The organism is Caecibacteroides pullorum (assembly GCF_019239235.1).
GTDB classification, from domain to species: Bacteria; Bacteroidota; Bacteroidia; order Bacteroidales; family Bacteroidaceae; genus Bacteroides; species Bacteroides pullorum.
In genome coordinates, this window is the sequence record NZ_JAAZTS010000014.1 from 1 (window position 1) to 24422 (window position 24422).

At 45.2% G+C, this 24422-nt stretch carries 12 protein-coding genes and 2 pseudogenes; 9 read left to right on the forward strand and 5 right to left on the reverse strand.

What is annotated here, in order from left to right; translation table 11 throughout:
* Positions 1–120: 120 nt before the first annotated feature.
* The 4 genes and pseudogenes from HF894_RS10030 to HF894_RS10045 all read right to left on the reverse strand — a co-directional run.
* Positions 121–1851: a M64 family metallopeptidase gene (locus HF894_RS10030; RefSeq protein ID WP_204972100.1), complete on the reverse strand. Its 1731-nt coding sequence runs from the start codon at positions 1849–1851 to the stop codon at positions 121–123.
* Positions 1852–1951: 100 nt separating this feature from the next.
* Positions 1952–2842: a hypothetical protein gene (locus HF894_RS10035; RefSeq protein WP_204972102.1), complete on the reverse strand. Its 891-nt coding sequence runs from the start codon at positions 2840–2842 to the stop codon at positions 1952–1954.
* A gap of 31 nt (positions 2843–2873) precedes the next feature.
* Positions 2874–4433 carry a RagB/SusD family nutrient uptake outer membrane protein gene (locus HF894_RS10040; protein WP_204972104.1) on the reverse strand — a complete coding sequence of 520 codons (1560 nt, stop codon included), beginning with the start codon at positions 4431–4433 and terminating at the stop codon, positions 2874–2876.
* A gap of 27 nt (positions 4434–4460) precedes the next feature.
* Positions 4461–7238: pseudogene (locus HF894_RS10045) on the reverse strand (SusC/RagA family TonB-linked outer membrane protein); the annotation flags it as partial.
* Positions 7239–7492: 254 nt separating this feature from the next.
* Here HF894_RS10045 and HF894_RS10050 point away from each other — a divergent pair.
* On the forward strand, positions 7493–8575 hold the full coding sequence (locus HF894_RS10050; protein WP_204972108.1) for a linear amide C-N hydrolase: 1083 nt from the start codon (positions 7493–7495) through the stop codon (positions 8573–8575).
* Positions 8576–8855: 280 nt separating this feature from the next.
* Here HF894_RS10050 and HF894_RS10055 read toward each other — a convergent pair whose 3' ends face one another.
* Positions 8856–10067, reverse strand: coding sequence for a site-specific integrase (locus tag HF894_RS10055; protein WP_204972110.1), 1212 nt, complete (start codon positions 10065–10067; stop codon positions 8856–8858).
* Between the two features lie 452 nt (positions 10068–10519).
* On the opposite strand from HF894_RS10055, the gene HF894_RS10060 reads away from it, so the two are divergent.
* The 8 genes and pseudogenes from HF894_RS10060 to HF894_RS10095 all read left to right on the forward strand — a co-directional run bounded on the left by HF894_RS10060 (position 10520) and on the right by HF894_RS10095 (position 24154).
* Positions 10520–13732, forward strand: a complete 3213-nt coding sequence (locus tag HF894_RS10060) for a SusC/RagA family TonB-linked outer membrane protein (RefSeq protein WP_204972112.1) — start codon at positions 10520–10522, stop codon at positions 13730–13732.
* A gap of 39 nt (positions 13733–13771) precedes the next feature.
* Complete coding sequence (locus tag HF894_RS10065) at positions 13772–15427, forward strand: RagB/SusD family nutrient uptake outer membrane protein (RefSeq protein ID WP_204972114.1); 1656 nt, start codon at positions 13772–13774, stop codon at positions 15425–15427.
* A 39-nt stretch (positions 15428–15466) separates the two neighbouring features.
* Positions 15467–16354 carry a hypothetical protein gene (locus tag HF894_RS10070; RefSeq protein ID WP_204972117.1) on the forward strand — a complete coding sequence of 296 codons (888 nt, stop codon included), beginning with the start codon at positions 15467–15469 and terminating at the stop codon, positions 16352–16354.
* Between the two features lie 456 nt (positions 16355–16810).
* Complete coding sequence (locus HF894_RS10075) at positions 16811–18127, forward strand: ATP-binding protein (protein WP_204972119.1); 1317 nt, start codon at positions 16811–16813, stop codon at positions 18125–18127.
* A gap of 188 nt (positions 18128–18315) precedes the next feature.
* Positions 18316–18942: pseudogene (locus HF894_RS10080) on the forward strand (PD-(D/E)XK nuclease domain-containing protein); the annotation flags it as partial.
* Between the two features lie 68 nt (positions 18943–19010).
* Positions 19011–20273 (forward strand): GTPase HflX, encoded by a 1263-nt coding sequence (hflX, locus tag HF894_RS10085; RefSeq protein WP_204972123.1) that lies wholly within the window; start codon positions 19011–19013, stop codon positions 20271–20273.
* Positions 20274–20402: 129 nt separating this feature from the next.
* Complete coding sequence (locus HF894_RS10090) at positions 20403–22394, forward strand: DUF4954 family protein (RefSeq protein ID WP_204972125.1); 1992 nt, start codon at positions 20403–20405, stop codon at positions 22392–22394.
* A 122-nt stretch (positions 22395–22516) separates the two neighbouring features.
* Positions 22517–24154, forward strand: a complete 1638-nt coding sequence (locus HF894_RS10095; protein ID WP_021847472.1) for a fumarate hydratase — start codon at positions 22517–22519, stop codon at positions 24152–24154.
* Positions 24155–24422 lie beyond the last annotated feature (268 nt).

Below are 24422 nucleotides of genomic sequence, written 5' to 3' on the forward strand. Positions count from 1 at the left end.
TAAATTAATTTTATTAATATATATATATTTTTTTATTATATTCTTTTTATTTTTTTTTTTTGATTAATTAGATGTTGATATTCTTTGTTTTAAGTTTGTCTCTTTTATGTTTTATAATTATCAGTAGGCGAAACGTATAGTCATATTGGTAAATACTGGTAAACTGAATGGACGAGTTGCTTCTTTGTAAGTAGCACGCGTGGTTGCTTCTGTTGGCATTGGGAGATGGGCCTGGTCGAATGCTACAAATTCTTCATAATTGTATTCCCATTCTTTTCCATATGCTGTGCTCATCACACGCTTGTAGATTGCCTCACGTGAAGGAGCATTGAAGCCATGCATATTGCTTCGCATCATGCTTTCGGTTGTCGGTCGGTAAGCACCGCTCCAGTATGTACAAGCCCCTTCGTAGATACCTAAAGTTTCACCGTAGTTATCCTTTCCTTGGTAACGTGAATCTTTCAGAAATTTACTCCAGAGTACAGCATTTCTATCATTGGTGAAATCTACATTGGCTGCCCATCCCATTTCCTGCATCTTTTGTGTATCTGTTATTTCAGAGGTTGGTATTCTTCCCATTTCTTGATACGAATATTCATCCATCAGTTTGCTGAAACCGTGTCCGATACATTCATGGCAAAGCACTCGGCGGAACATATCATCTTCCATTCCGTAAATCATAGGGCAATAACCAATGGCCAGATTGATGGTTTTTACTCCATCGTTAAAGCCAAAATAGCAAGTTCCGGCATACTCTTCTGTATTTAGGATGACGATACAGGTCGCTTCATTGAACAGTTCGGGATTTTCTTTGAGAGTAGGTACTTCCATGGCATATTCTTGTACTTTGGAATGGTTCCCTTCTATCAGTGTACTTCCGCCCCCTTCCAACCGGCAACTGAACTTTGTATTGAATTGATTTCCAAAAGCATTGTTTAAAGAAACGGCTGTCACCATCCATATATCAAAATAACTGCGAAGAGATTTAATAGGCTCTTCAGTAAAGAAATTCTCTATACCTTTTTCCATGGCTTGCCGATAGTAACCATTGCTGATATCTGTATCAAGAAAACCATCTCCTAAAAATATGAGAGGAATTCCGTTTCCTTCGGTATGTTCTTGTATTAAAATTACTTTTTTATCTTGTGTGGTCAAGTCGGATGAAGTACCGACAGGCGCTTCTTTTTGGTTGATATTGATGGTGGCTGATTCCATTAATATCTGATTCTCATCGTTTATGTTTACGACCTGTATCTTGAGTTTGGCATTTCTGGCCACACGCCTTTCGTTGGCTTGTATTTTTAGGGTGATTTCTCCTTCCTGTATTGCGCGGGTCAGGGTGTTTTCTTTGGGAGTAATCCACGAGTAATTGTCTTCAGCCTTTAAAGTGATTTTTCCATTCTGTATATTGGTAGCGAATTTTATGCTGATTTCCTGTTCGTCAGCAGAAAGATCATAGACGGTCTGTTCTATATTTAGAACATCCATTGCCGCTTGTGTAAAAGTAACTTGAGCAGTTGCTTCTCCGCACGATAAAGTCAAAAGTCCTGTGCGTACTTCTCCCGTTCTGTTTTCTTCCTTAGCTAAAATTCCAATACTGGCTGTACCTGCTTTGCCAGATGTGGGAGTTATTACAGCCCAAGAAGCATCTGTAGACGCTTTCCAATCATGTGTACTGGTAAAGTCAATGGTAATTCTTGCATTGGTCTTGGAGTCTAATATTAATTGTTCTTCTGTAGTGATTATTTTAATCTCAGATTGTGTAGGATTGTCTTCATCTGAGCATGCCGTCAGGAAAACGCTCCCCAATAATAATAGGAAAAATAGTATCTTATTTTTCATGGATTTCATAAGTAATTTAATTAATAAATAAGGCTGCATCATTTGTCTATAAATGTAATCTGACATTTACGACAAAGATGCAGCCTTTCTTATTTTATAGATGATTTGTCTATTTCTTGGTTAATGTAATATTGCCGTAAGCTCCTGCCCAGCCAGCATATTGTCCAGTACTACTATACAAACCAATTCCTAAAATGGCATCCTCATCGAATGTTATAGTTGTGTAACCTTCATCCCATGTTGCATCCCATGCTGTCGTAGGTTCAACATTATCGCCTGCTTCATTAAATTTCATGGGTGTAACACAACAATTTGCAAGGAATCCAAAATTGACATTCTTTGCATAATAGTCCCCTTTTACAGCAGTAAGTGATTCTGTTTCTGCATTGTATTCCAATGTCCAAAATTCTCTTTCTGTTACGCCAACTCCAAGTAAGTAACCATCAAATCCTTCTACAGTATAACTTCTTTGCGGTGCTCCTTGAGTTAATTCAACGTTAAATGTTACAGAACTACCGTCTGTCAAGTCAATAGCATTGAATGTATAGTTCCCTAATAATTTTTCATATGGATCTATTAATTCTTCAATGTTCACTTTACAGCTAGCCGTCGAAATTGATGCTCCTTCAGCAGAAGTAATTTGTAATGTAAATGAACGATCAAAGTCGTCCGTGGTTGTGTTCACTAACGTTCTAACTTCAGCATAAACAGTTTGTACATCGATTGGCATCACAATGTTACTTCCTGTGAGAATAACACTTTCGTCTTTAGTTACTGACGTTCCTTTGGCATCAATCAGTTCTACATTTACTTTTATCAGTCCTGTATGTTCTCCCTCAACAACAATAGGAACATTAATCATCGAGGTGTTTTCTGCAACAGACATTTCAGGAGATGCAAAGCCTACGGTAGCGTTTCCGCTATTCATTTCCTCATCATCGCTACAAGCGGCAAATGATATCGGAAGTAAGCATAAAGCTAATAATTTGAGATATTTCATATGTTCTGTTCTTTTTAATTAAGTATATCAATTAATAACCAGGATTCTGTTGGCCTTTCAGCTGAGGATTTGCATCATACTCTGCTTTGGGGATAGGCCATACGAAACGATTATCACCAGCTTGTTTGGACAATGCAGTGGTGTTCACTCCACCCGGCTGAAGAACCATGGTTGATTCTTGGTATGCATTAGCACGATCGATGCCAAGATTCCAACGCTTCAGGTCGATTAACTGGAAACCTTCACCCACCAATTCTTTGTGGCGTTCGTTCTGAATGGCTGTCAATATCGTGGCATTTGTATAGCTCTTGTCAGTATATTCTGCAATACGTGTACGACACAAATCGTTCAAGTATTTGCTGGCATTCGTTACATCATTCTTTGCGGCGTATGCTTCCGCTGCAATCAGATATTGCTCGGCAATACGGAATGGTTTCGGCTTGTTGATATAGTGATTATCCACAATTGTTTGTGAATATATATCGGGGTTGCCGGGGTATTTGTCGAAAACATATACGTCTGCTTCCGAGCCGTTTGACAGAGCTAAATGATAGGGAGCAAAGAAAGATGTGAAACGAATATCTTTGTCTCCGTCCGTATAGAGGTCAATCAAGCTTTGAGAAGGAATAAAGTCCATTACTTGTGGATCTCCATTTTTGTATTGTCCCCAGAACATTGTACCGTTTGTAGAGCAGAGTTCATCTGGAGCGGCAGTATATATCTGCCAGATAACTTCTGTACCATAGTCTGTTACCCACATAGCACGGAATGCTTCACCGTCATTGATAAGAGGGTACTTGTTGCTACTTATCAGTCCTGTAGATGCGCTTATTGCTGTATCATAGTCTTTTGTCCATAATGCAACGCGTGCGCGCAGAGCTGTTACCAAATCCTGGCTGATGTAGTTGTATTTGGCCTGAGTATCGGAATTAACAGTTTTGTTTTCATTTACCAATCTTTCAGCCTCTGTCAAATCTTTGTTGATCTGCTCAAATGTAGCTTGCAAAGATGAACGGCCCGGATATTTACTGTTGTCGGTAGCATTGGAAACGTATGTCAGCTGTAAGGGAAGTCCATAAACCTCAGCGGCAGTGCTGGGATCGTATGCCTCGCAGAAGAACGTTGCCAGATTGTAATAGGCAAATGCACGTGAGAAATAAGCTTCTCCTGCCCAACAGTCAATTAAAGCACGGTCTGCTTCACTAATACCGGGTATTTCACCGTTTACCAATTTCTGATAAGAATCAATATAATAATTGCTACGTGCAATCAAAGTGTAGAAGTTACCCCAAATGGCTTCGATGTTACCATCAGAAGACTGGAAATCCCATCTGTATTGATTTCCATACGTGTTACTGTAGCTGGCGGTAGCATGAAAGTCTGCGCATTGGAATTCCGGTGTCAGAACGTGTCCACCCGAAGTCAGAGTCCTATATGGAGAATATAAGCCGATACGGGCACTTTTGAAGTCATTGGTTGTAGTCATGTACTGACTTTCTTCTACAGCATTGTAGGGATATTTCTCCATGTCACAGGAAGTCAATCCTACTGCTGCAAACAAGACGGATAAAATAATATTTCTTTTTTTCATTTTCATAAATTCGTTAGTGGTTCATGTTTAGAAAGTGAGTTCAAGTCCAAACGTAAACTGCTTGGTATTCGGATAGTTACCCAGCTGCATGTTACTGTCAATTTCCGGGTCATAACCTCTATACTTGGTAACAGTCCACAGATTACGGCCTACGAAGAATACACGAGCGCTTTCCATGAAACCTGTACGACGCATCCAGTTCTTCGGCAGATCATAGCTGACTGTCAGGTTTTTCAGACGCATGAACGATGCATTTTCCAACAAGTGGGTGTCAAATTGCATCGGAGAGTCGGGAGTTGAGATGTTGGTAATATCACCCGGTTTCTGCCACATAGTGAACATGTCAGCAGTCTGATTCATAGAGTTGGCAAATTGAGGATTCTCAGTAAACCAGCGCTCATTGTTCACCATATATTGTCCCAGCATGTATGCAAAATCTGCAGAAACCGTAATTCCCTTCCATTTGAGGTTTGTTCCGAAACCACCAGACCAAGGAGCATAACGTTGTTTGCCTGTAAATACAGCATCGTCTTCAGAGAAAGTCTTGGTCAAGTTGCCATTCTTGTCATACCACATGTTATAACCATCACGAGGATCGACACCTGCCCAACGGTTATAGAAGTATTCACCATAAGGCTTGCCAACCTGAAGTTTCAGACCTGTATTTGCCAATACATATTCGTCCAGACCATTGAACAGTTTGGTTATTTCATTTTTGTTGTAGTTTACGTTTGCTGAAATACTCCAGTTAACACCTGCTACGTCTTTAAGAATGTCTACATTTGCTGTAATATCCACACCACGGTTGCGCATGCTGGCTACATTACCCCAACCTGCAGAGAAACCAGTTGTGTAGGAGAAAGGAATCTGCATCAACATGTCTTCTGTCAGACGGTTGTAGAATTCTACATCCAAATTAACTCGGTCGAACAAACGGGTATTCAAAGCTACGTTGGCAGTTTTTACAACTTCCCATGTCAGGTCTGGATTGGCAGGATTACCAATTGCTGTACCAGTTTCTCCACCGTACATGGAACCGGAGCTGATAAGACCATAAGCCATGTATGCAGAAAGAGCTGAAGAGTTACCTACTGTACCGTAGCTGGCTTTGAGTTGTAAGTCGTTAATCCATTCTACATCGCTCAGGAAGTTTTCTTTCTTCAAGTCCCACATAGCGCCTACAGACCAGAAGTTACCCCATTGGTTATTAAGACCGAAGAGTGAAGATCCGTCACGACGATAAGATGCATCGAAGAAGTATTTTTCGTCGTAATTGTAGCTCAATGTTGCAAAATAGGAGTTGAATACAGTTTCTGATTTGGAGTGTGAGGGCTTTTCTGTAGTAGCACCTGCACTCAGCAACATAAGACGAGTGTCTGTCAAGCCATTGACTCTAACACCAAATGACTGGTCTTTTGAGATGATGGATTCCTGACCACCCAGTAAGGTTACGTTGTGACTGTCAATGTTGAATTTGTACTCAGCAGTATTCGTGTAGGTGAACGAGTAGTAACGTTGGAAACTTTCTGATGCAGTTCCTGCTCCAATGAAAGGTCCTTCCGGATAAGCGACCTGAGAATTTCGGTAATCAAAAGCTTCCACAGCTTGGGCTGCACGGATATTCAAACCTTTAATTGGGTTGATGTTAAGGTAAGTATTACCGTTGATACGAATCAAATCACGGTTTGAAGGTTGTAATTCAGACAAGTAATAAGGATTGTATACACCGCCTTGTACTCTGTCGAAGAAATCCAGGCGTTCACCGAATCCTGTGAAGTTTCCTTCCTCGTCGGTCAGAATCTCATAATAGCTCTGGTCAGGACGATATACACGGGCTGCAAAAGCTTTGTTGTAAAAACTATTGGCAGTATTTCCAAATGCGGCAGTATTGTATTTCTGGAAAGACAAGTTGAGGTTGACACCTGCTTTCATCCACTTGTTGATGTTAGCTTCGATGTTTGAACGGAGTGTTTCACGACGCAAGTCTGAATCGTCCATAATACCTTCCATGTCGTAATGTCCGAAAGAGAAGAAGTAGTTAATAGTTTCCGTACCGCCTGTTACACTCAAGTTGTATTCTTGCATCGGAGCAGTTCCTCCAAAGAATACATCAGACCAGTCGGTAGAAATACCATTATTAATATAGAAGTTCTTTTCTGCCTGGAACTGGGCATTGTTTGCCAGTGACGGATCCAGAATTTCCTGGAAATTCAGCCACTGTTCGGCATTCATCATTGTTACGTTATCACCTGTCATTTTGGACAGACCGTACTGGGCACTGATATTGATTTTGGCTTTTTCCCCTCTTTTACCTTTCTTGGAGGTCAAGATAACAACACCGTTGGCAGCACGCGAACCATAGATTGCTGTAGATGAAGCATCTTTCAGTACGGTCATATTCTCGATGTCGTTCGGGTTCAATGAGGTGAATGTACTGGCTGAGATAGGAGAACCGTCCAATATAAACAAAGGTGCGGAGCTACCTTCGATGGAGCTGACACCACGCAGACGCATGCTGACGGTTTGGCTGGGCTCACCGGAAGGCGTGAAGACCTGCAAACCTGCTACCTGACCTTGAAGAGCATCACCTACGTTGGCTACAGGAGCATTGGCCAGTTTTTCATTTCCTACTGCCGTTACAGAACCAACGACGCTTCCGAGTTTTTTGCCAGAACCATAACCGGTGATTACAACTTCATCCAAAAGTTCTGTATTCGGCTTCATCATAACCTTCAGATTGGGCCGGATTGTAACTTTTTGTTCTTCCATACCAATGTAGGAAATTACCAAAGTCTTCGCGGAACTCCAACTAGCCTCTCCTGACTTCTGAATGTGGTAGCTATGCACTACTTGGATGGCGTAGCAGATGTGTTCCTACTTCAGACGGGTATCTGAAGATGATTAAAGGAAAAATGAGGTACTTGTTTGCTACCGTATTTTATAGTATGGCGGGAGATCTTTAACAGATGGAACCTGTTTTTAGGCAGATTTCTTGCTTATAGTGATACAACGTAAACATATTCGTTTTAAATTTGTTACTTGTACAAAACCTGATGACAATGAAAAAGATTTTTATTACATGCATGGCTGTAGCCATGGTACTACTGACACAGCAAAAGGCCGATGCTTGCACAGGCATCACGCTAACCGCTAAGGACAGTGCGCGCATAGTAGCTCGCACCATCGAATGGGGTGGAAGTGAACTGAACAGCCAATATGTGGTGGTTCCGCGGGGATACGTACAACATTCATACGTGCCTGGATACACACTGAATGGAATGAAAATGGTGGCCCAATATGGTTATGTAGGCCTTTCCGTAGAGCAAAAAGAATTTGTAGTCGAAGGGCTGAATGAGGTCGGATTGTCTGCTGGACTCTTCTATTTCCCTGGTTACGGGCAGTATGAAGCTTATAATGAAGAAGTGAAGGAACAGAGTGTTACCGATTTGCAGCTCATCTCGTGGATTCTGGGTAGTTGTGCTACGATAGAGCAGGTGAAGGAAGCTGTAAGCAAAGTGCATATTATTGCAATAGATCCGCGGGCTTCTACCGTACATTGGAGGTTTGCTGATAAATCGGGTCAGCAGATTGTGCTGGAAATCGTAGGTGGAAAACCTTGTTTCTACGAGAACCGACTGGGAGTACTGACCAATTCACCCGGCTTTGAATGGCAGATGACGAACCTGAACAACTATGTCAACCTTTACGCAGGTACGGCTGAAGCCCGAAAAATGGGTGATGTGCAGATTGCTTCTTTCGGTGCCGGAAGTGGCTCCTTAGGGATTCCAGGCGATGTCACACCCCCGTCTCGTTTCGTTCGTGCCGCTTTCTATCAGACAACAGCGCCATTGCAGGCCAAAGCGGAAGACGCTGTACGTCAGGGGTTCCAGATACTGAATAATTTCGATATCCCCATTGGCGTGGAGTTTGCCGATGGCAAAATACCTGTCGACATTCCCAGTGCCACACAATGGACTACGGTTACAGACATCACAAACCGAGTTATCTATTATCGCACGATGTACAACAGTGCCATTCGTCGGATTGATCTTTCTGAAATTGATTTCACACGTGTGAACTATCGGGCTGTTCCACTCGACGACGTGAAACAACAGCCTTTTGTGCCGGTAGTTATCCGATAAAATAGGGTTTATAGAATGTATTTATGTGAAGTTTCAACGTATCCAATTGTCTATAAGCGGATTACGTTGAAACTTCTTTTTTAGGTGAAAGATCGTCTTTCTCGTTGATTTCAATCTATACAACTGAAAATCAATACGTATACGGATGAATGTGAAGGCGTGAAACATTGTTTTCTTAAAAGGAAAACAATGCTTTCTTTGAAGGAAAACATAGCTTTACATTATCCGTTTCAAAGCTCTGTTTGGCTATCGTAAACACCGACTTTAGCTTTCTAAACATCTACTTTGGCTCTCTAAAGTGCCTCTTTCGTTTTCCGCTTGCCGAAACGGGTTGTTCTCGATGTTGTTCTAAATCATGAATGATGGTTTGATCCATGATGCTGGCATAGATTTGCGTTGTTTTTACACTCTTGTGCCCCAGTAGCTTTTGTACGGTTGTGATGTTGACACCACTATATATTAATAAGGTAGCGTTGGTGTGTCGGGCTGTGTGGAATGAAATATTCTTTGTAAGGCCTGCCTGTCTGGCTATATTCCTTAGGATCTTGTTGACGTTCGAATTGTCTTTTAGCTGGAAGAAGTTGGCCAAATCATCCTGATGCTCCTTTAGAATGGTCAGTGCCTTGCCCTCGAACAGCAAATACAGAGGCAAATGCACCTCTACACCCGTTTTCTCGGATTTGTATGCCAACCAGATTTCGTCACGTACACGAACCAAATTGTCGGGCCTCAGGCGGATGAAGTCGGAATAGCGCAGTCCGGCATAGCAGCAAAACAGAAATGCGTCCAATGTCTTTCGATAGCGTTGCAAGCCTTTCACCTTTCTTAGTTGTTCCAACCGATCCAGCTCTTCGGGTGTCAGGTGGGTATGTTTATGCTCTACTGTTTTTATCTTGTACTTTCTAAACGCGTAGAGCCGTTCGTCTATATAATCTTTGTTGATGGCGGTATTGATGTAGCGTTTCAAGTGTTTCATGTGTTTTGCTATCGTGTTGACATGATAACCTTTCTGGCGTAAGAAATGCTCAAATGAGCATAAGAATTCAAAGGTCAGTTCCGAGAAGTGGATATCAGGTCTGAAAGCAGCCAACAGTTTTAGTGTTGTAAGATGATTCTTCCTAGAGCTTTCTTTCAGAGCGGATCTTTGAACCTCGTCCCGATAAAAAGCGATGAATGACTGGAGGTCTTCCTTTTTCCGCAGTACCCCTTTAATTAGTTCCAACGAAATCTGTCTTCCTTGTTGCCAAAGTTCCAACTCCACCTTTTCGATATGGGCAACACACTCATGCAACCACCAGTTGAGCGCTTCACTGTTAGGATGATTTTTCACGATCAGTTTTTTATTGTCCCATTGTTCGGGTTTTAAGTAGACTTTGGTAGAGAAATATTTCTTTCTTTTGCCTTGATAAGCCTCTATTTGAACTAATGCAGTTCCTTTCTTATTGAGGCTTCCTTTTCTGTTGTAGACTAAGTTGTAAACTATTTTATCCATTTTCTATCTTTTATCAGTTGATTGTCATTGTGGCCGGTAATAAAGGTAGGAAATAAGTATAATTTGAGCCTGTTTTATTCCTTCAGACAGAAATTAACTTGTCGCCTAACCTGCCATTTTTGCTTTCTATTTATAGGAAATATGTTCTTCAATATTGTTTTTTGCAATAAAATCGCCCCTCGTTTTTAACTATTTTACATAAAACAGCGCTGTTTATTTAGATATTTGCTTTTAAATCGAACTTCATATTGAAAGGAAATCGACTAAAAATAGAACGTCCGATGCCTGAAAATTATGCTACTAAACATATATTCACAGTAATAAATAGCATTTTGACAGATTTTGAAGCTTTTCTTATTAAAACAGTTGCACATTTCATAATTCTTAATAAATTTGCACTTCGTTAGAGTAAAGAAACAATTAATGTAAAGTTAAACTTTAAGAGAGAATTTATGAAAAGAAAATTAATGCTGTTATTGGCCTGCCTTTTTGTGGGGATAGGCTTGGTAACTGCCCAAACTCAGACCGTCACGGGTGTTGTGATTTCTGAAGAAGACGGGCAGCCAGTTATTGGAGCGTCAGTACGAGTTGAAAATACTCAGCTCGGTGCAATTACTGATGTGGACGGTAAGTTCCAAATAGCGAACGTACCAAGTTCCGCGAAGACTTTGGTAATTTCCTACATTGGTATGGAGACAGTTAAAGTGCCTGTAAAACCCAGTGTGAAAGTCTTTTTGAAATCAAATACTGAGCTGTTGGATGAAGTGATGGTCGTGGCTTATGGTACAGCTAAAAAATCTGCTTTTACAGGTTCTGCTACGGTAGTAGGTTCGGAGGAGATTGGTAAGATTCAAAGCTCTAATGTTGCCAATGCATTGACTGGTAAAGTTGCAGGTGTGCAGCTGAACACATCTTCTGGTCAGCCGGGTACAACAAAACCCTCTATCCGCGTACGTGGTATTAGTTCTATTAATGCGGGTAACGAACCGTTGATTATTTTGGATGGTGTGCCCTACGACGGTGATATGAACAATATTTCCTCACAGGATATTGAATCAATGACCGTCTTGAAGGACGCTGCTTCCAATGCCTTGTATGGTGCTCGCGGTGCCAACGGTGTGATTATCATCACTACGAAGAAGGGTACTTCCGGCCAGGCGCGCGTAACCTTGGATGCTAAATGGGGTAGCAACTCACGCGGTTCGAGAGACTACAATGTAGTGAAGAGCCCTGCACAGTATTATGAAATGTATTATGGTGCACTGAAGAACTACTTTGTGAATGCTGAAGGATATACTCCTTATCAAGCTCACATCCTCGCCAACCAGAACATGGCAGACCCAAACAGTCAGAATGCTTTCTCTTTGGGATATAACGCTTACAATGTTCCTGAAGGCCAAATGCTGATTGGCGCCAACGGCAAGCTGAACCCCTATGCTACATTGGGTAATGTGGTAACCTATGGAGGTCAAGAATACATGATCCTGCCGGATAACTGGATGGACGAGGTATATAACCATGGTTTGCGCCAAGAATACAATCTCAATGTCACCGCAGGTACAGACAAGTCGTCATTTTATGCTTCCGTCAGCTACCTGAACAACGAAGGTATCACGGTGAATTCGGACTACGAGCGTCTGACCGGTCGTCTGAAAGCCGATTATCAGGTGAAAGACTGGTTGAAGGTGGGCGCCAACATGGCTTATACCTATTTCAATGCCAACTCATTGGGCGAGGACGGTTCTTCCGTTTCTTCCGGTAACGTGTTTGCCATCGCCAGCCAGATTGCCCCCATCTATCCGATGTACATGCGTGACGGTTCGGGCAGTATCATGGTGGATCAGAACGGTTATAACAGATATGACTATGGTGACGGTACTAACGCCGGCATGGTACGTCCTTTCTTGCCGGGTTCTAATGCCTACTCCGCCAATATGTTGGATGAAAACAATGCGGAAGGCAATGCCATTAATGCTAATGGTTTTGCGGAAATCCGTTTCTTGAAAGATTTCAAGTTTACTTGGACAAGCAGCGTAAACATGACTGAATCGCGTCAGACTGCATTTACCAATCCCTATTACGGACAATACGCCAGTCAAAACGGTATGCTGTACAAATATCATACCCGCAATTTGTCGTACAATCACCAGCAATTGCTGAACTGGAAACGCAGTTTCGGTCCGCACAACGTGGATGTGATGTTGGGTCACGAGTCTTATCGCTATAAAGACTATTATCTGTATGCCGGCAAGACCAATATGTTCGACCCGGCTAACCACGAACTGGCGGGTGCCATCACGGAGAATGGCAGTGATTCATACACTACGGATTACAATACGGAAGGTTACTTCGGTCGTGCACAGTATGACTTTGCGGAGAAATATTTTGTTTCCGGTTCTTACCGTCGTGACGCTTCCAGCCGCTTCCATCCGGACAACCGTTGGGGTAACTTCTGGTCGGCAGGTGCCGCTTGGATTATCTCCAAGGAAGATTTCTTCGATGTGGCATGGATTGACCTGTTGAAGTTGAAAGCTTCTTATGGTTCGCAGGGTAACGACAAGATCGGGAACTACCTGTATGTGAATACATATAATATCATTAATTCTGCCGGACATCCTGCTGCTGTACCTGCTGCCATGGGTAACAAGGACATTACGTGGGAGACGAACGGTAACTTTAACGCCGGTGTGGAGTTCGAACTTTTTGACGCTCGCTTGAACGGTAGCGTGGAATATTTCTTCCGCAAAACTACGGACATGTTGTTCAGCTTCCCGTTGCCGACTTCTTTCGGTTATACATCTTACTATGACAACATCGGCGACATGCGCAATCAAGGCGTAGAAGTAGAATTGAACGCTACACCAATCAAAACAAGTGATTTGACTTGGGATATCCGTGTGAACTTGACGCATTACAAGAATAAAATTACGTTCCTGCCTGAAGAGAATAAGACTTCAGTCTTAGGTGGACACCGCGGTTACAGCAGTGGTGAATACTTTTATGGTGAAGGGTTGCCTCTCTACACATTCCGTATGAAACAGTATGCTGGTGTGGCGGAAGACGGTCAACCTATGTACTATCAGGATGTGATGGACAGCGAAGGAAATATAACCGGTCGTGTAGCTACAACGGACTATGAGCGCGCCACCTATTATGACTGTGGAACGGCACTGCCTGATGTTTATGGTGGTTTCGGAACCAGCTTGACCTACAAAGGTTTCGACCTGAGTGTAGACTTTAACTATCAGATTGGCGGTCAGGTATATGATAGCGACTATGCAACTCTGATGAGCGCACCTACCGGAACAGGGACAGGTACAGGTTTCCACGCGGATTTGCTGAATGCATGGACTCCTAATAATACGAATACCAACATTCCGCGCTTGCAGTTTGACGACCAATACACGGCAAGTACTTCTGACCGTTTCTTGACTAGTGCCTCTTACTTGAGCTTGCAGAACGTGAATTTTGGTTACACGCTTCCCGCCAGTTTGTCGCGTAAGGCAGGTATAGAGAAAATCCGTCTGTATTTCAGCGGAGAGAACCTCTTTGTATGGTCCAAACGCCAAGGATTGGATCCCCGTCAAAGTATTACCGGTAGCGTAACTTCTTCTTACTATGCACCGATGCGTACACTTTCAGGTGGCGTAACTTTGACTTTCTAAAACTCGTTAAAGAAACAATTAAGTAAGAAAGAATACATTATGAAAATAACAATATCAAAATTATTTGCAGGAATCTGTCTTGCGTCATCCATGGTTTTCGCCACTGGATGTATTGAAGAAACATTTCCTACTAACGGTGCCACCGAAGAGCAGGTGACTTCGTCTGAGGAAGCAGCTACCGCCATGCTTTGGTCTATGCACAGTATTCTGAACGAGCAGGTCGTTGGCGCAAGAGCTCACTATGACTGGGGTTATGGCTCCGTAATGCATGTCCGTGACGTGATGACAGGCGATATGCCTATCGTAAGTTCGGGTTACGACCACTATTCCGCATGGGAGCAGAACGTGGCTATCGGCGAAGGCTACTTGAGTACGCAATTCCTTTGGTACGTACATTGGAAAGCCATCCTTTCTGCCAACAAGCTGCTGGCTGCCTATCCGGAAGAAACTGCCAGCGATGTAGTGAAAGGCTATATTGGCGCAGCGCACGCCTATCGTGCCTTGATTTATTTGGACATGGCACGTATGTTCGAGTATCTGCCTACGGATGTTACTGACCCTGTTACCAGAGAAGGTAATGACGTGACCAATTATACGGTGCCTATTGTCACCGAGGAAACTACGCAGGAACAGTCTTATAACAATCCACGCGTAACTCGTGACGAAATGGCCGCATTCATTCTTTCCGACCTTGACAAAGCGGAAGAGCTGATTTCTTATCTTACTATCAGTGACCGTACTATGCCTCACATTGATGCCGTCTATGGTTTGAAAGCCCGCCTCTACATGTGGATGGCGGAAGATGGCAAGACCACCGATGTCGAAGCTTACCGTAATGCACAGAGATATGCGCGTATGGCTATCGATGCTTCCAGACTGGCTCCCATGACCGAAGAAGAGTGCCTCAGCACCACCAAGGGTTTCAACGACATCAACTGCTGGATGTGGGGCTCGGAACTGGTGAAAGAAAATGAAGCAGTGCAGACTGGTATTGTCAATTGGGTATCTTGGATGTGTAATGAAAACACTTTTGGTTATACAGCACAAAACGGTGGCCCGACGTTAATGATTGACGCCCGCATGTATGGCCAAATTAATGACAATGATTTCCGTAAACGTATGTGGGTACCCGCTTCGGCAAGTAGCCCGCTGTGGGATAAGATTGATTTTACCACTTCCGCTTATGTTGATATGAGGGCAAAATTCGCTTCGCTGCCTTTGGCGTCTTTGAAATTCCGTCCAGGTGAAGGCAATCCTGACGATGTGAATCTGGCTGCTGCCATCGCTTACCCCATCATGCGTGTAGAAGAAATGTACTTCATTGAGGCTGAAGCCGCCGAGCATGTTACACCGGGTGAGGGCAAGAGACTGCTGGAGGACTTTATGAACAACTACCGCATCGCTTCCGACGCTCCCGATGGCTACCGATATACCTGCACGGCTACGGATGTCATTCAGGAAATCGTGTTCCAAAAGCGTGTAGAGCTGTGGGGCGAAGGACAAAGCTTCTTTGACTACAAGCGTCTGAACATGTCTGTTGACCGTACTTACCAAGGCAGCAATTTCTATTCGCAGGCACAATTCAGAACCACCGGACGTCCGGCATGGATGAACATCTGTATTGTACAGTTGGAAAAGGAAAGTAACCGAGCTTTGCTTGGTTGGGAAAATCCCGATCCGAGCGGCTTGTATTAATCAGTGTTCAGGTTTAACAAATTAACACAGAAAAGATTTATGAAAAGAATAATGAAAAACAGCTTTATAGCTTTATCAACAGTACTTGCGGTGGGACTCACCGCTTGTACTGAGGAGGCTGATTATATGCCCGCTGATTTGGTAGCCTCCGACTGCATCAAGGCATCTTTTGGAACAGATGGCAATGCCTTGATTTTTGCTTCAACGGATGAGAATAAATTCAGCATACCACTGACCCGTGAGGTAACGAATGGTGAGAGTGTAGTATTGCTTAATCCGACTCACTTGAACAGCAGTATCTTCCAAATACCTGAAAGTGTGACTTTCGCCGCCGGTGCAAATGAAACTTTGGTTGATGTTACTTTTACTACAGAAGGTATGGAACTGGAAGAGGAATACACGTACAGCATCGAATTGGAAGAAGCTGCTTATGACCCTTATTCAGAGAACACGGTTTCTACGACTACGGGTACTGTATTGAAGCAGGCTAATTGGGATAAAACATTAGGAATAGCCCAACCTAATTTTATGTATTTTGGAACCCAAAGCGACCTTTGGGGGCGCAATGTTAGAACAGAGTGTGAAGTCTTGGGAACGAGTAGTGCCACCACATGGTATAAATTGGCAAGTCCGATAGAAGAGGGTTGTGACATCGTACTGAAAGTGAATGAAGATGGCACCGTACGTGTACGTCAGCAACTGATTTACATGGCGGACATTAGCAATTTATTGGGATATAGTTATCCGCCGACACCGTGCTATGTTAGCTTGAATGCAAGCTATACTGGAGCAAACTTGGGTAATGGTATATATGGAAATACATATAATCCGGAAAATGGTTTGATAGCTGTAGTTTTAGATTACACTTGCGCTGCCGGTACCATTACGACTGCCCTAACAAGTTTTTCTGTTCCCGCAGCCCAATAAACACATAATTGTAACCGCAGAAGGGTGCGTCAAATCCGGCGTACCCTTTTTATATAACTACTTCTGCAACCTTCTGAGCCTTGATAACCGGCACGCATCAAATCCATGCAGACGACATTCTCCATCAGCTTGTTAATATCCCGTCTGTAATCGCTTCATAATTCCTTAATCTTTCCTTCTTTGCAAATGGCCATAAGTACTTCTTTCTGCTTGGCCGGTAATTGGAATAACAAAGAGGAATAGGTAAAGTCCAACTAGAAGTTTTATACAAAAAAATTATAATCTTATTATAAAACAAAAGTTCTTCATGGAATTCATGTCATACTCATACCTAAACCAACAGAAAGCCCGCCTCCAAAGGATTCACCTCCTTGCGGCGTTTTTTTCTTTGCCATAAAGAAAAAAAACGCTATTTTTGTCTTTCCAAGAAAGAAACCTTATTTTAAAATGCCCTTTATGGTAAAGAAGGAATTGATAAAACAGCTTATAGTAGACTTTCAACAAGAGCTTCCTGCGAAGGTCTTTTCGCGTGAGCTTTGTCTGCCTACGGACAGTGACAAAATTATCACGGTGCCCGGAGTAAGACGGTGCGGCAAGTCAACCTTGCTCTTGCTGTCCATTAACCGTTTGTTGACCGAAGGAATTTCCCGTGAACACATCTTATTCTTGAATTTTGATGATGAACGCCTGCAATTTAATGCTGACAATTTGGATGAAATACTCCAGGCCTATCGGGAACTCTATCCGCATATACCCCTCAGAGACGCTTATCTGTTTTTCGATGAAATACAAATGGCGCAAGATTGGGAACAATTTGTCCGGCGTGTCTACGAGCGGGAATGCAAACATATTTTCTTGACCGGCAGCAACTCACGGATGCTCTCATCCGAGTTATCGACTTCACTCCGCGGACGAACTTTGCAGTACGAAGAGTTTCCGCTCTCGTTTACGGAGTATTGTCGTTTCACCGGCACCGATGTCAACCCGCATTCTTCCACCGGCCAGGCGGCACTCATCAATGCGTTTCAATCCTATTTGGTGAACGGCGGTTTCCCGGAAGTCACGCTTTCGTCTTCTTTGTATAAAGAGCGCATCCTGCAAGAATACTTCTTTGTCATGCTCTACAAGGATTTGATAGAACGCTACGAGATACGGAATCCAGAACCAATCCGCTATTTCATCAAACGGGTGATGGCCAACTTGACAAAACCCACGTCCGTCAACCGAATCTACAATGAACTGAAATCGCAAGGTGTCAGTATCGGGAAAAACACACTCTATGAAGTCATAACCCAAACGGAATCAATTTATTTATTCTTCCCGCTTTGCAGGTATGAGAAATCTTTGGTCAAGGAAAATACTGGTGATAAGAAATATTATTGCATAGACAACGGATTGCGGCGTGTCCTGCTGAATCCCATTAGTGAAGATAAGGGAAAATTGCTGGAGAACTGTGTGTTCCTGCACCTGCGCCGTTCGCTCTCCCTCTTGGATAAACTTTACTACTTCAAACAACGGCAAGAATGTGACTTTGTCTTAGTGCGGGGAGATGAAACCGTTCAGTTGATACAAGTGTGTTACAGCTTGGAGGACAGACAGACACGAAGCCGGGAAATAGATGGGCTGATGGAAGCGGCCCAATACACCGGATGCCGGCAGCTGCTCATACTGACCTATGCCGAAGAGGAAGAAATACTACAAGAAACACACACGATATCCGTGCGGCCTGTTTGGAAATGGATGTTGGAAACGCAGGCTCTTTCTTTGCCATGAAAGAAAAAACGCTATTTTTGTCTTTCCAAGGGAAGAGACAAAAGTAAAACCTGTTAGTTATGCAACAAGCAGCCATCACTATTCCGTATGCGATAGCGACTTCGCCATCCTGCGCGAACGGGGTTATTACTAGGTGTTGCGGCTGGATTTCTCCAAACTGGTGCTTGCGGATAATCTAAAAGACTTGCAAGTTCTTTGAAAAGCGGTTCTATCCCGTCAGCCTCTACTATCTGGGCATGACGACACTTGCGGATGCCTATACCATGCGATTGCTCAACCTGACCATGCGCAGCATTTATATGGATTATTACAACAACCTGCATCAGGTTATGGACGACGCTCGCCGTTACGCCCGCGCCTACCAGCGTTTCACGCAGGACCGGAAATTCGAGCCTTTGGTGAAGAACTATTTCAAGGAATATCTGAACCTGTTCCCCGCCCAAGTGTTCGACAAGATAAATGAGAACTTCATCCGCTGTTCATTCTACGAACTGATGAGCCGTTACTTGAGTCAGTGTTTCACGTTTGCTTTGGAAATGAACCTGCCTTCGGGACGGGCGGACTTTGTGATGACGGGTATACCCGGATTGGACTTTCATAACGACTGCCGAGTGGTGGAATTCAAATATTATAAAGCAAAAGATGTCGGCATGGTAGAAAGCCTTGATGCTCCCCAAGCCGAAGACGTGGAACGGGTAGAGGCCTACGCACGTGATATTAACGCGTCTTTCCCTAATTATCGGATGCGCTCCCACGTGGTGTACTTAGCGGCAGCCAAGGCATGCAAAGTGTGGGAAACAACTTCGAACAGATGATTTCTCCCGATAAATTCTTATATTTGCCGCCGCTATTCAATATATATAATAGGTAGAGAAAGATGGCAATGAAAGAATTTGTAATTTCCGAAGCGCAGGTAGAGACTGCGGTGCTGGTGGGACTCATTACGAAGACGCAGGACGAGCGGAAGACGAATGAGTATCTGGACGAACTGGCTTTCCTGGCTGAGACAGCCGGGGCGGAAGTGGTGAAACGGTTTACACAGAAATTGGATCAAGCTAACTCGGTGACGTATGTCGGAAAGGGTAAGCTGGATGAAATCAAGCAATATATCAAGGGTGAAGAAGAGGCTGAACGGGAAATCGGTATGGTTATCTTCGATGATGAGCTTTCGGCTAAGCAAATCCGTAATATAGAAGCGGAACTGAAAGTGAAGATACTGGATCGTACGTCGCTCATTCTCGACATCTTCGCCATGCGTGCACAGACGGCTAATGCTAAGACGCAGGTAGAGCTGGCGCAATACAAGTATATGTTACCGCGTCTGCAACGACTCTGGACGCACTTGGAACGCCAGGGTGGTGGTTCCGGTGCTGGCGGTGGTAAGGGTTCGGTAGGTCTTCGTGGTCCGGGTGAAACCCAGCTCGAAATGGACCGCCGTATCATCTTGAACCGTATGTCGCTGCTGAAGGAACGTCTGGCCGAGATTGACAAGCAGAAGGCTACACAACGTAAGAATCGCGGACGTCTGATCCGTGTGGCTTTGGTAGGGTATACTAACGTGGGTAAGTCTACGCTGATGAATCTGCTGGCCAAGAGCGAGGTGTTTGCTGAGAACAAGTTGTTTGCCACGCTCGACACAACGGTGCGTAAGGTGATTATCGACAACCTGCCCTTCCTGCTCAGCGATACGGTAGGGTTCATCCGCAAATTGCCTACCGACCTGGTGGACTCCTTCAAGTCGACGCTGGACGAGGTGCGTGAAGCCGACCTGTTGTTGCACATTGTGGATATCTCGCATCCCGACTTCGAGGAACAGATTGAGGTGGTGAACAAGACTTTGGCCGACATTGGAGCAGCAGGTAAACCTATGATTTTGGTATTTAATAAAATAGATGCCTATACGTATGTGAAGAAGGATGAAGACGATCTGACTCCGCGCACCAAGGAAAACTTGTCGTTGGAGGAACTGATGAAGACGTGGATGGCAAAGCTGGAGGATAACTGCATGTTCATTTCTGCTCGTGAGAAGACTAACATCGAGGAAATGAAAACAATGGTTTATCAGCGTGTGAAGGAGTTGCATGTGCAGAAATACCCGTATAATGACTTTCTCTATCAAACTTACGACGAGAACGGGGAATTATAAAAATAGTATATAATAAGACCTCTTCGGAGGATTTGCAGATAAGAATCTCTATGAAACGTGGGTGAATGTGGCTGTTTGTCGGCTCGTTCACCTGCGTTTCATGCGTTTATACAAGGAACTACAATTTGTATGGAAGATTACAGAAACCTGACCGGGGATGAGATTCTTCGGTTAAAGAGCCAGTCTTGTCAGGCAGATGACTGGGAGAACATTCGTGTATCAGAAAACTTTTCAACGGAGTTTGTACACCACGCACGTTTTTCAGGGGAAGTTAAATTGGGCGTTTTTCAGACGGAGTTTACGCTGCCGGGAGGTATACGCAAGCATTCCGGTCTGCGGCACGTGACGTTGCATAACGTGACGGTAGGAGATAACTGCTGTATCGAGAATATCCAAAATTATATTGCCAATTACGAAATCGGGCACGATACGTTTATCGAAAATGTGGATATCCTGTTGGTGGACGGGGTATCGAAGTTCGGTAATGGAGTGGAGGTGTCTGTATTGAATGAGACGGGTGGTCGTGAGGTGGTTATCAATGACAAGCTGTCGGCTCACTTGGCTTACATCATGGCACTCTACCGCCACCGGCCCGAACTGACTGCCCGTCTGAAAGAGATTGCCGATTATTATGCCGGCAAACATGCTTCGTCAGTAGGAACCATCGGTTGTCATGTAACCATCCTGAATACAGGATCGGTGAAGAACGTCCGTATTGGAGACTATGCCTATATTTCGGGTGCCTGCCGTCTGTCCAACGGTAGCATCAACAGCAATGAGGCGGCACCTGTACGAGTGGGCGACGGGGTCATCTGCGATGATTTTATTCTTTCCAGCGGTTCACATGTGGACGATGGTGCCATGCTGACGCGCTGCTTCGTGGGGCAGGCCTGCAAGCTGGGGCATAATTATTCGGCTTCGGATTCCCTGTTCTTCAGTAATTGCCAGGGTGAGAATGGCGAGGCTTGTGCCATCTTTGCCGGTCCCTTCACCGTGACGCACCACAAGAGTACGCTGCTCATTGCGGGGATGTTCTCGTTCATGAACGCCGGTTCGGGTTCCAACCAAAGCAACCACATGTATAAGCTTGGTCCTATCCATCAGGGTACACTGGAACGTGGTGCCAAAACAACATCCGATTCCTACATCCTTTGGCCGGCCCGTGTGGGAGCCTTTTCGCTCGTCATGGGGCGTCACGTCAATCATTCCGATACATCAAACCTGCCGTTCTCTTATCTGATAGAGCAGAACAACACCACCTATCTGGTACCGGGTGTCAACCTGCGCAGTGTGGGAACCATACGCGATGCACAGAAGTGGCCCAAACGCGACGGGCGCAAGGACCCCAACAAGCTGGATTTCATCAACTACAACCTGCTCAGTCCTTATACCGTGCAGAAGATGTTCAAGGGACGTGAGACACTGCTCAACTTGCGTCAGGCCAGCGGCGAGCTGTCCGACATCTACTCTTTCCACAGCGCCAAGATACGCAATTCGTCGTTGGTGAATGGTATCAGGTTCTACGAAATCGCGATTCACAAGTTCTTGGGCAACTCCGTCATCAAGCGCCTCGAGGGTATCGATTTCCGCAACGACGACGAAATCCGTGCCCGTCTTCGTCCCGATACGTCCATTGGCAGTGGCGAATGGGTGGACATCTCGGGTCTGATAGCACCGAAGAGCGAGGTGGATATGTTGATAGCCAATATTGAAAACGGAACGGTGAATAGACTGAAAGAAATCAATGCGGAGTTCGAACGAATGCATCGCAATTACTATACTTATGAATGGACTTGGGCTTACGAGAAATTGGAAGAATATTATGGCGTGAAGCCCGAAGAGGTGACTGCTGCCGATATCATCCGTATTGTGGAGAAGTGGAAAGATGCAGTTATCGGCCTTGACCATATGGTCTATGAAGACGCCAAGAAGGAATTCTCTCTGGCTTCCATGACGGGTTTCGGTGCCGACGGCTCACGACTGGAGAAGGAAATGGATTTCGAGCAGGTGCGCGGCGACTTCGAGAGCAATCCGTTTGTCACCGCCGTGTTGAAGCACATCGAGGTGAAGAGCGCGCTGGGTGAGGAACTGATAGAACGGATGAAGAGGGTGGGCAACTAAAATTATTCCTAAAAACCTCCCTCCCCATGGAAGAAAAGGCTTTCAATTAAAGAAATATTTCGATAATACTTCTTACCTTTGCATCAATCAAGATAGAACAACCTTTTAAACAAATTGTAATTATGGCAACAACACCTCCGTTCAAGTATCAGCCCATGTTCGAGAAGGGCAAGGATACGACTGAGTATTATCTGCTTACCAAGGACTACGTGTCTGTAAGCGAGTTTGAAGGAAAACCCATCCTGAAGATTGAGAAGGAAGGATTGACCGCCATGGCCAACGCGGCCTTCCGCGACGTGTCGTTCATGCTGCGCCGCTCGCACAACGAGCAGGTGGCCAAGATTCTGAGCGACCCCGAAGCCAGCGACAACGACAAGTACGTGGCACTGACCTTCCTGCGCAATGCCGAAGTGGCCGCCAAGGGACTGCTTCCCTTCTGCCAAGATACCGGTACGGCCATCATTCACGGCGAGAAAGGCCAGCAGGTATGGACGGGCTATTGCGACGAAGAGGCCCTGTCGCTGGGTGTGTACAAGACTTATACCGAGGAGAACCTGCGCTACTCGCAGAACGCTCCGCTCACTATGTACGAGGAGGTGAACACCAAGTGCAACCTGCCCGCACAGATTGATATCGAGGCTACCGAAGGCATGGAATACGAGTTCCTCTGCGTGACCAAGGGCGGCGGTTCGGCCAACAAGACTTACCTCTATCAGGAGACGAAAGCCATCCTGAACCCCGAGACGCTGGTTCCGTTCCTCGTAGAGAAGATGAAGACGCTGGGTACGGCGGCTTGTCCTCCCTACCACATTGCCTTCGTCATCGGCGGTACGTCGGCCGAGAAGAACCTGCTGACCGTGAAGCTCGCTTCTACCCGCTTCTATGACAACCTGCCCACGACGGGTAACGAATACGGCCGTGCCTTCCGCGACATCGAGCTGGAGAAGAAGGTGCTCGAAGAGGCTCACAACATCGGCCTCGGCGCACAGTTCGGCGGCAAGTACTATGCACACGACGTGCGCATCATCCGTCTGCCGCGCCACGGCGCATCGTGTCCCGTAGGTCTGGGCGTATCGTGCTCGGCCGACCGCAACATCCGTTGCAAGATCAACAAGGACGGTATCTGGATTGAGAAGCTGGATAGCCATCCGGGCGAACTGATTCCCGAAGCTTTGCGTCAGGCAGGCGAAGGCGACGCCGTACGCATCGACCTGAACCAGCCGATGGCCGACATCCTGAAGGAGTTGACCAAGTATCCCGTGGCTACTCGTCTGAGCCTGAACGGTACTATCATCGTAGGCCGCGACATCGCACACGCCAAGCTGAAAGAGCGTCTGGACCGTGGCGAAGACCTGCCCCAGTATATTAAGGATCATCCCATCTACTACGCCGGACCGGCCAAGACGCCGAAGGGTATGGCCTGCGGCTCTATGGGCCCCACGACAGCCGGCCGTATGGACCCGTACGTCGACCTGTTCCAAAGCCACGGCGGCAGCATGATTATGCTGGCCAAGGGGAACCGTAGCCAGGCCGTGACAGACGCCTGCAAGAAGCACGGCGGTTTCTACCTCGGCTCCATCGGTGGTCCTGCAGCCATCCTGGCACAGAACAACATCAAGAGCATCGAGTGCGTGGAATATCCCGAATTGGGTATGGAAGCCATCTGGAAGATTGAGGTGGAAGACTTCCCCGCCTTCATCCTCGTGGACGACAAGGGCAATGATTTCTTCAAGCAACTGAAGCCTCGTTGCTGCAAGTAACCTCTGCGCGGCATAAACATAGAAAAGGATGCGCTCCTCATTGCGGGGATGCGCATCCTTTTTTTGTCTGTATCCGTTTGTCTCGGAAGCCTGAAGTTGGGAATGTCGTGCGTTCCCTTGAGGGAAACAGCAGTTCCCATATAGGGAAACGCTCGTTCCCTTATAAGGAAACTGTCGTTCCCATACGCAGGAAACGTCCGTTTCCTGTGGAGGGAACAGGCGTATCCGAGCTTTGGAAACAAGCGTTTCCTGCGGAGGGAACGGATGC

Bases quoted from the DNA above. Each gene is read 5' to 3' on its own strand.
- HF894_RS10030 (WP_204972100.1), bottom strand. From the start codon at position 1,851: ATGAAATCCATGAAAAATAAGATACTATTTTTCCTATTATTATTGGGG.
- HF894_RS10090 (WP_204972125.1), top strand. From the start codon at position 20,403: ATGGAAGATTACAGAAACCTGACCGGGGATGAGATTCTTCGGTTAAAG.
- HF894_RS10070 (WP_204972117.1), top strand. From the start codon at position 15,467: ATGAAAAGAATAATGAAAAACAGCTTTATAGCTTTATCAACAGTACTT.
- HF894_RS10060 (WP_204972112.1), top strand. From the start codon at position 10,520: ATGAAAAGAAAATTAATGCTGTTATTGGCCTGCCTTTTTGTGGGGATA.
- HF894_RS10065 (WP_204972114.1), top strand. From the start codon at position 13,772: ATGAAAATAACAATATCAAAATTATTTGCAGGAATCTGTCTTGCGTCA.
- HF894_RS10095 (WP_021847472.1), top strand. From the start codon at position 22,517: ATGGCAACAACACCTCCGTTCAAGTATCAGCCCATGTTCGAGAAGGGC.
- HF894_RS10040 (WP_204972104.1), bottom strand. From the start codon at position 4,433: ATGAAAAAAAGAAATATTATTTTATCCGTCTTGTTTGCAGCAGTAGGA.
- HF894_RS10055 (WP_204972110.1), bottom strand. From the start codon at position 10,067: ATGGATAAAATAGTTTACAACTTAGTCTACAACAGAAAAGGAAGCCTC.
- HF894_RS10035 (WP_204972102.1), bottom strand. From the start codon at position 2,842: ATGAAATATCTCAAATTATTAGCTTTATGCTTACTTCCGATATCATTT.
- HF894_RS10050 (WP_204972108.1), top strand. From the start codon at position 7,493: ATGAAAAAGATTTTTATTACATGCATGGCTGTAGCCATGGTACTACTG.
- hflX (WP_204972123.1), top strand. From the start codon at position 19,011: ATGAAAGAATTTGTAATTTCCGAAGCGCAGGTAGAGACTGCGGTGCTG.
- HF894_RS10075 (WP_204972119.1), top strand. From the start codon at position 16,811: ATGGTAAAGAAGGAATTGATAAAACAGCTTATAGTAGACTTTCAACAA.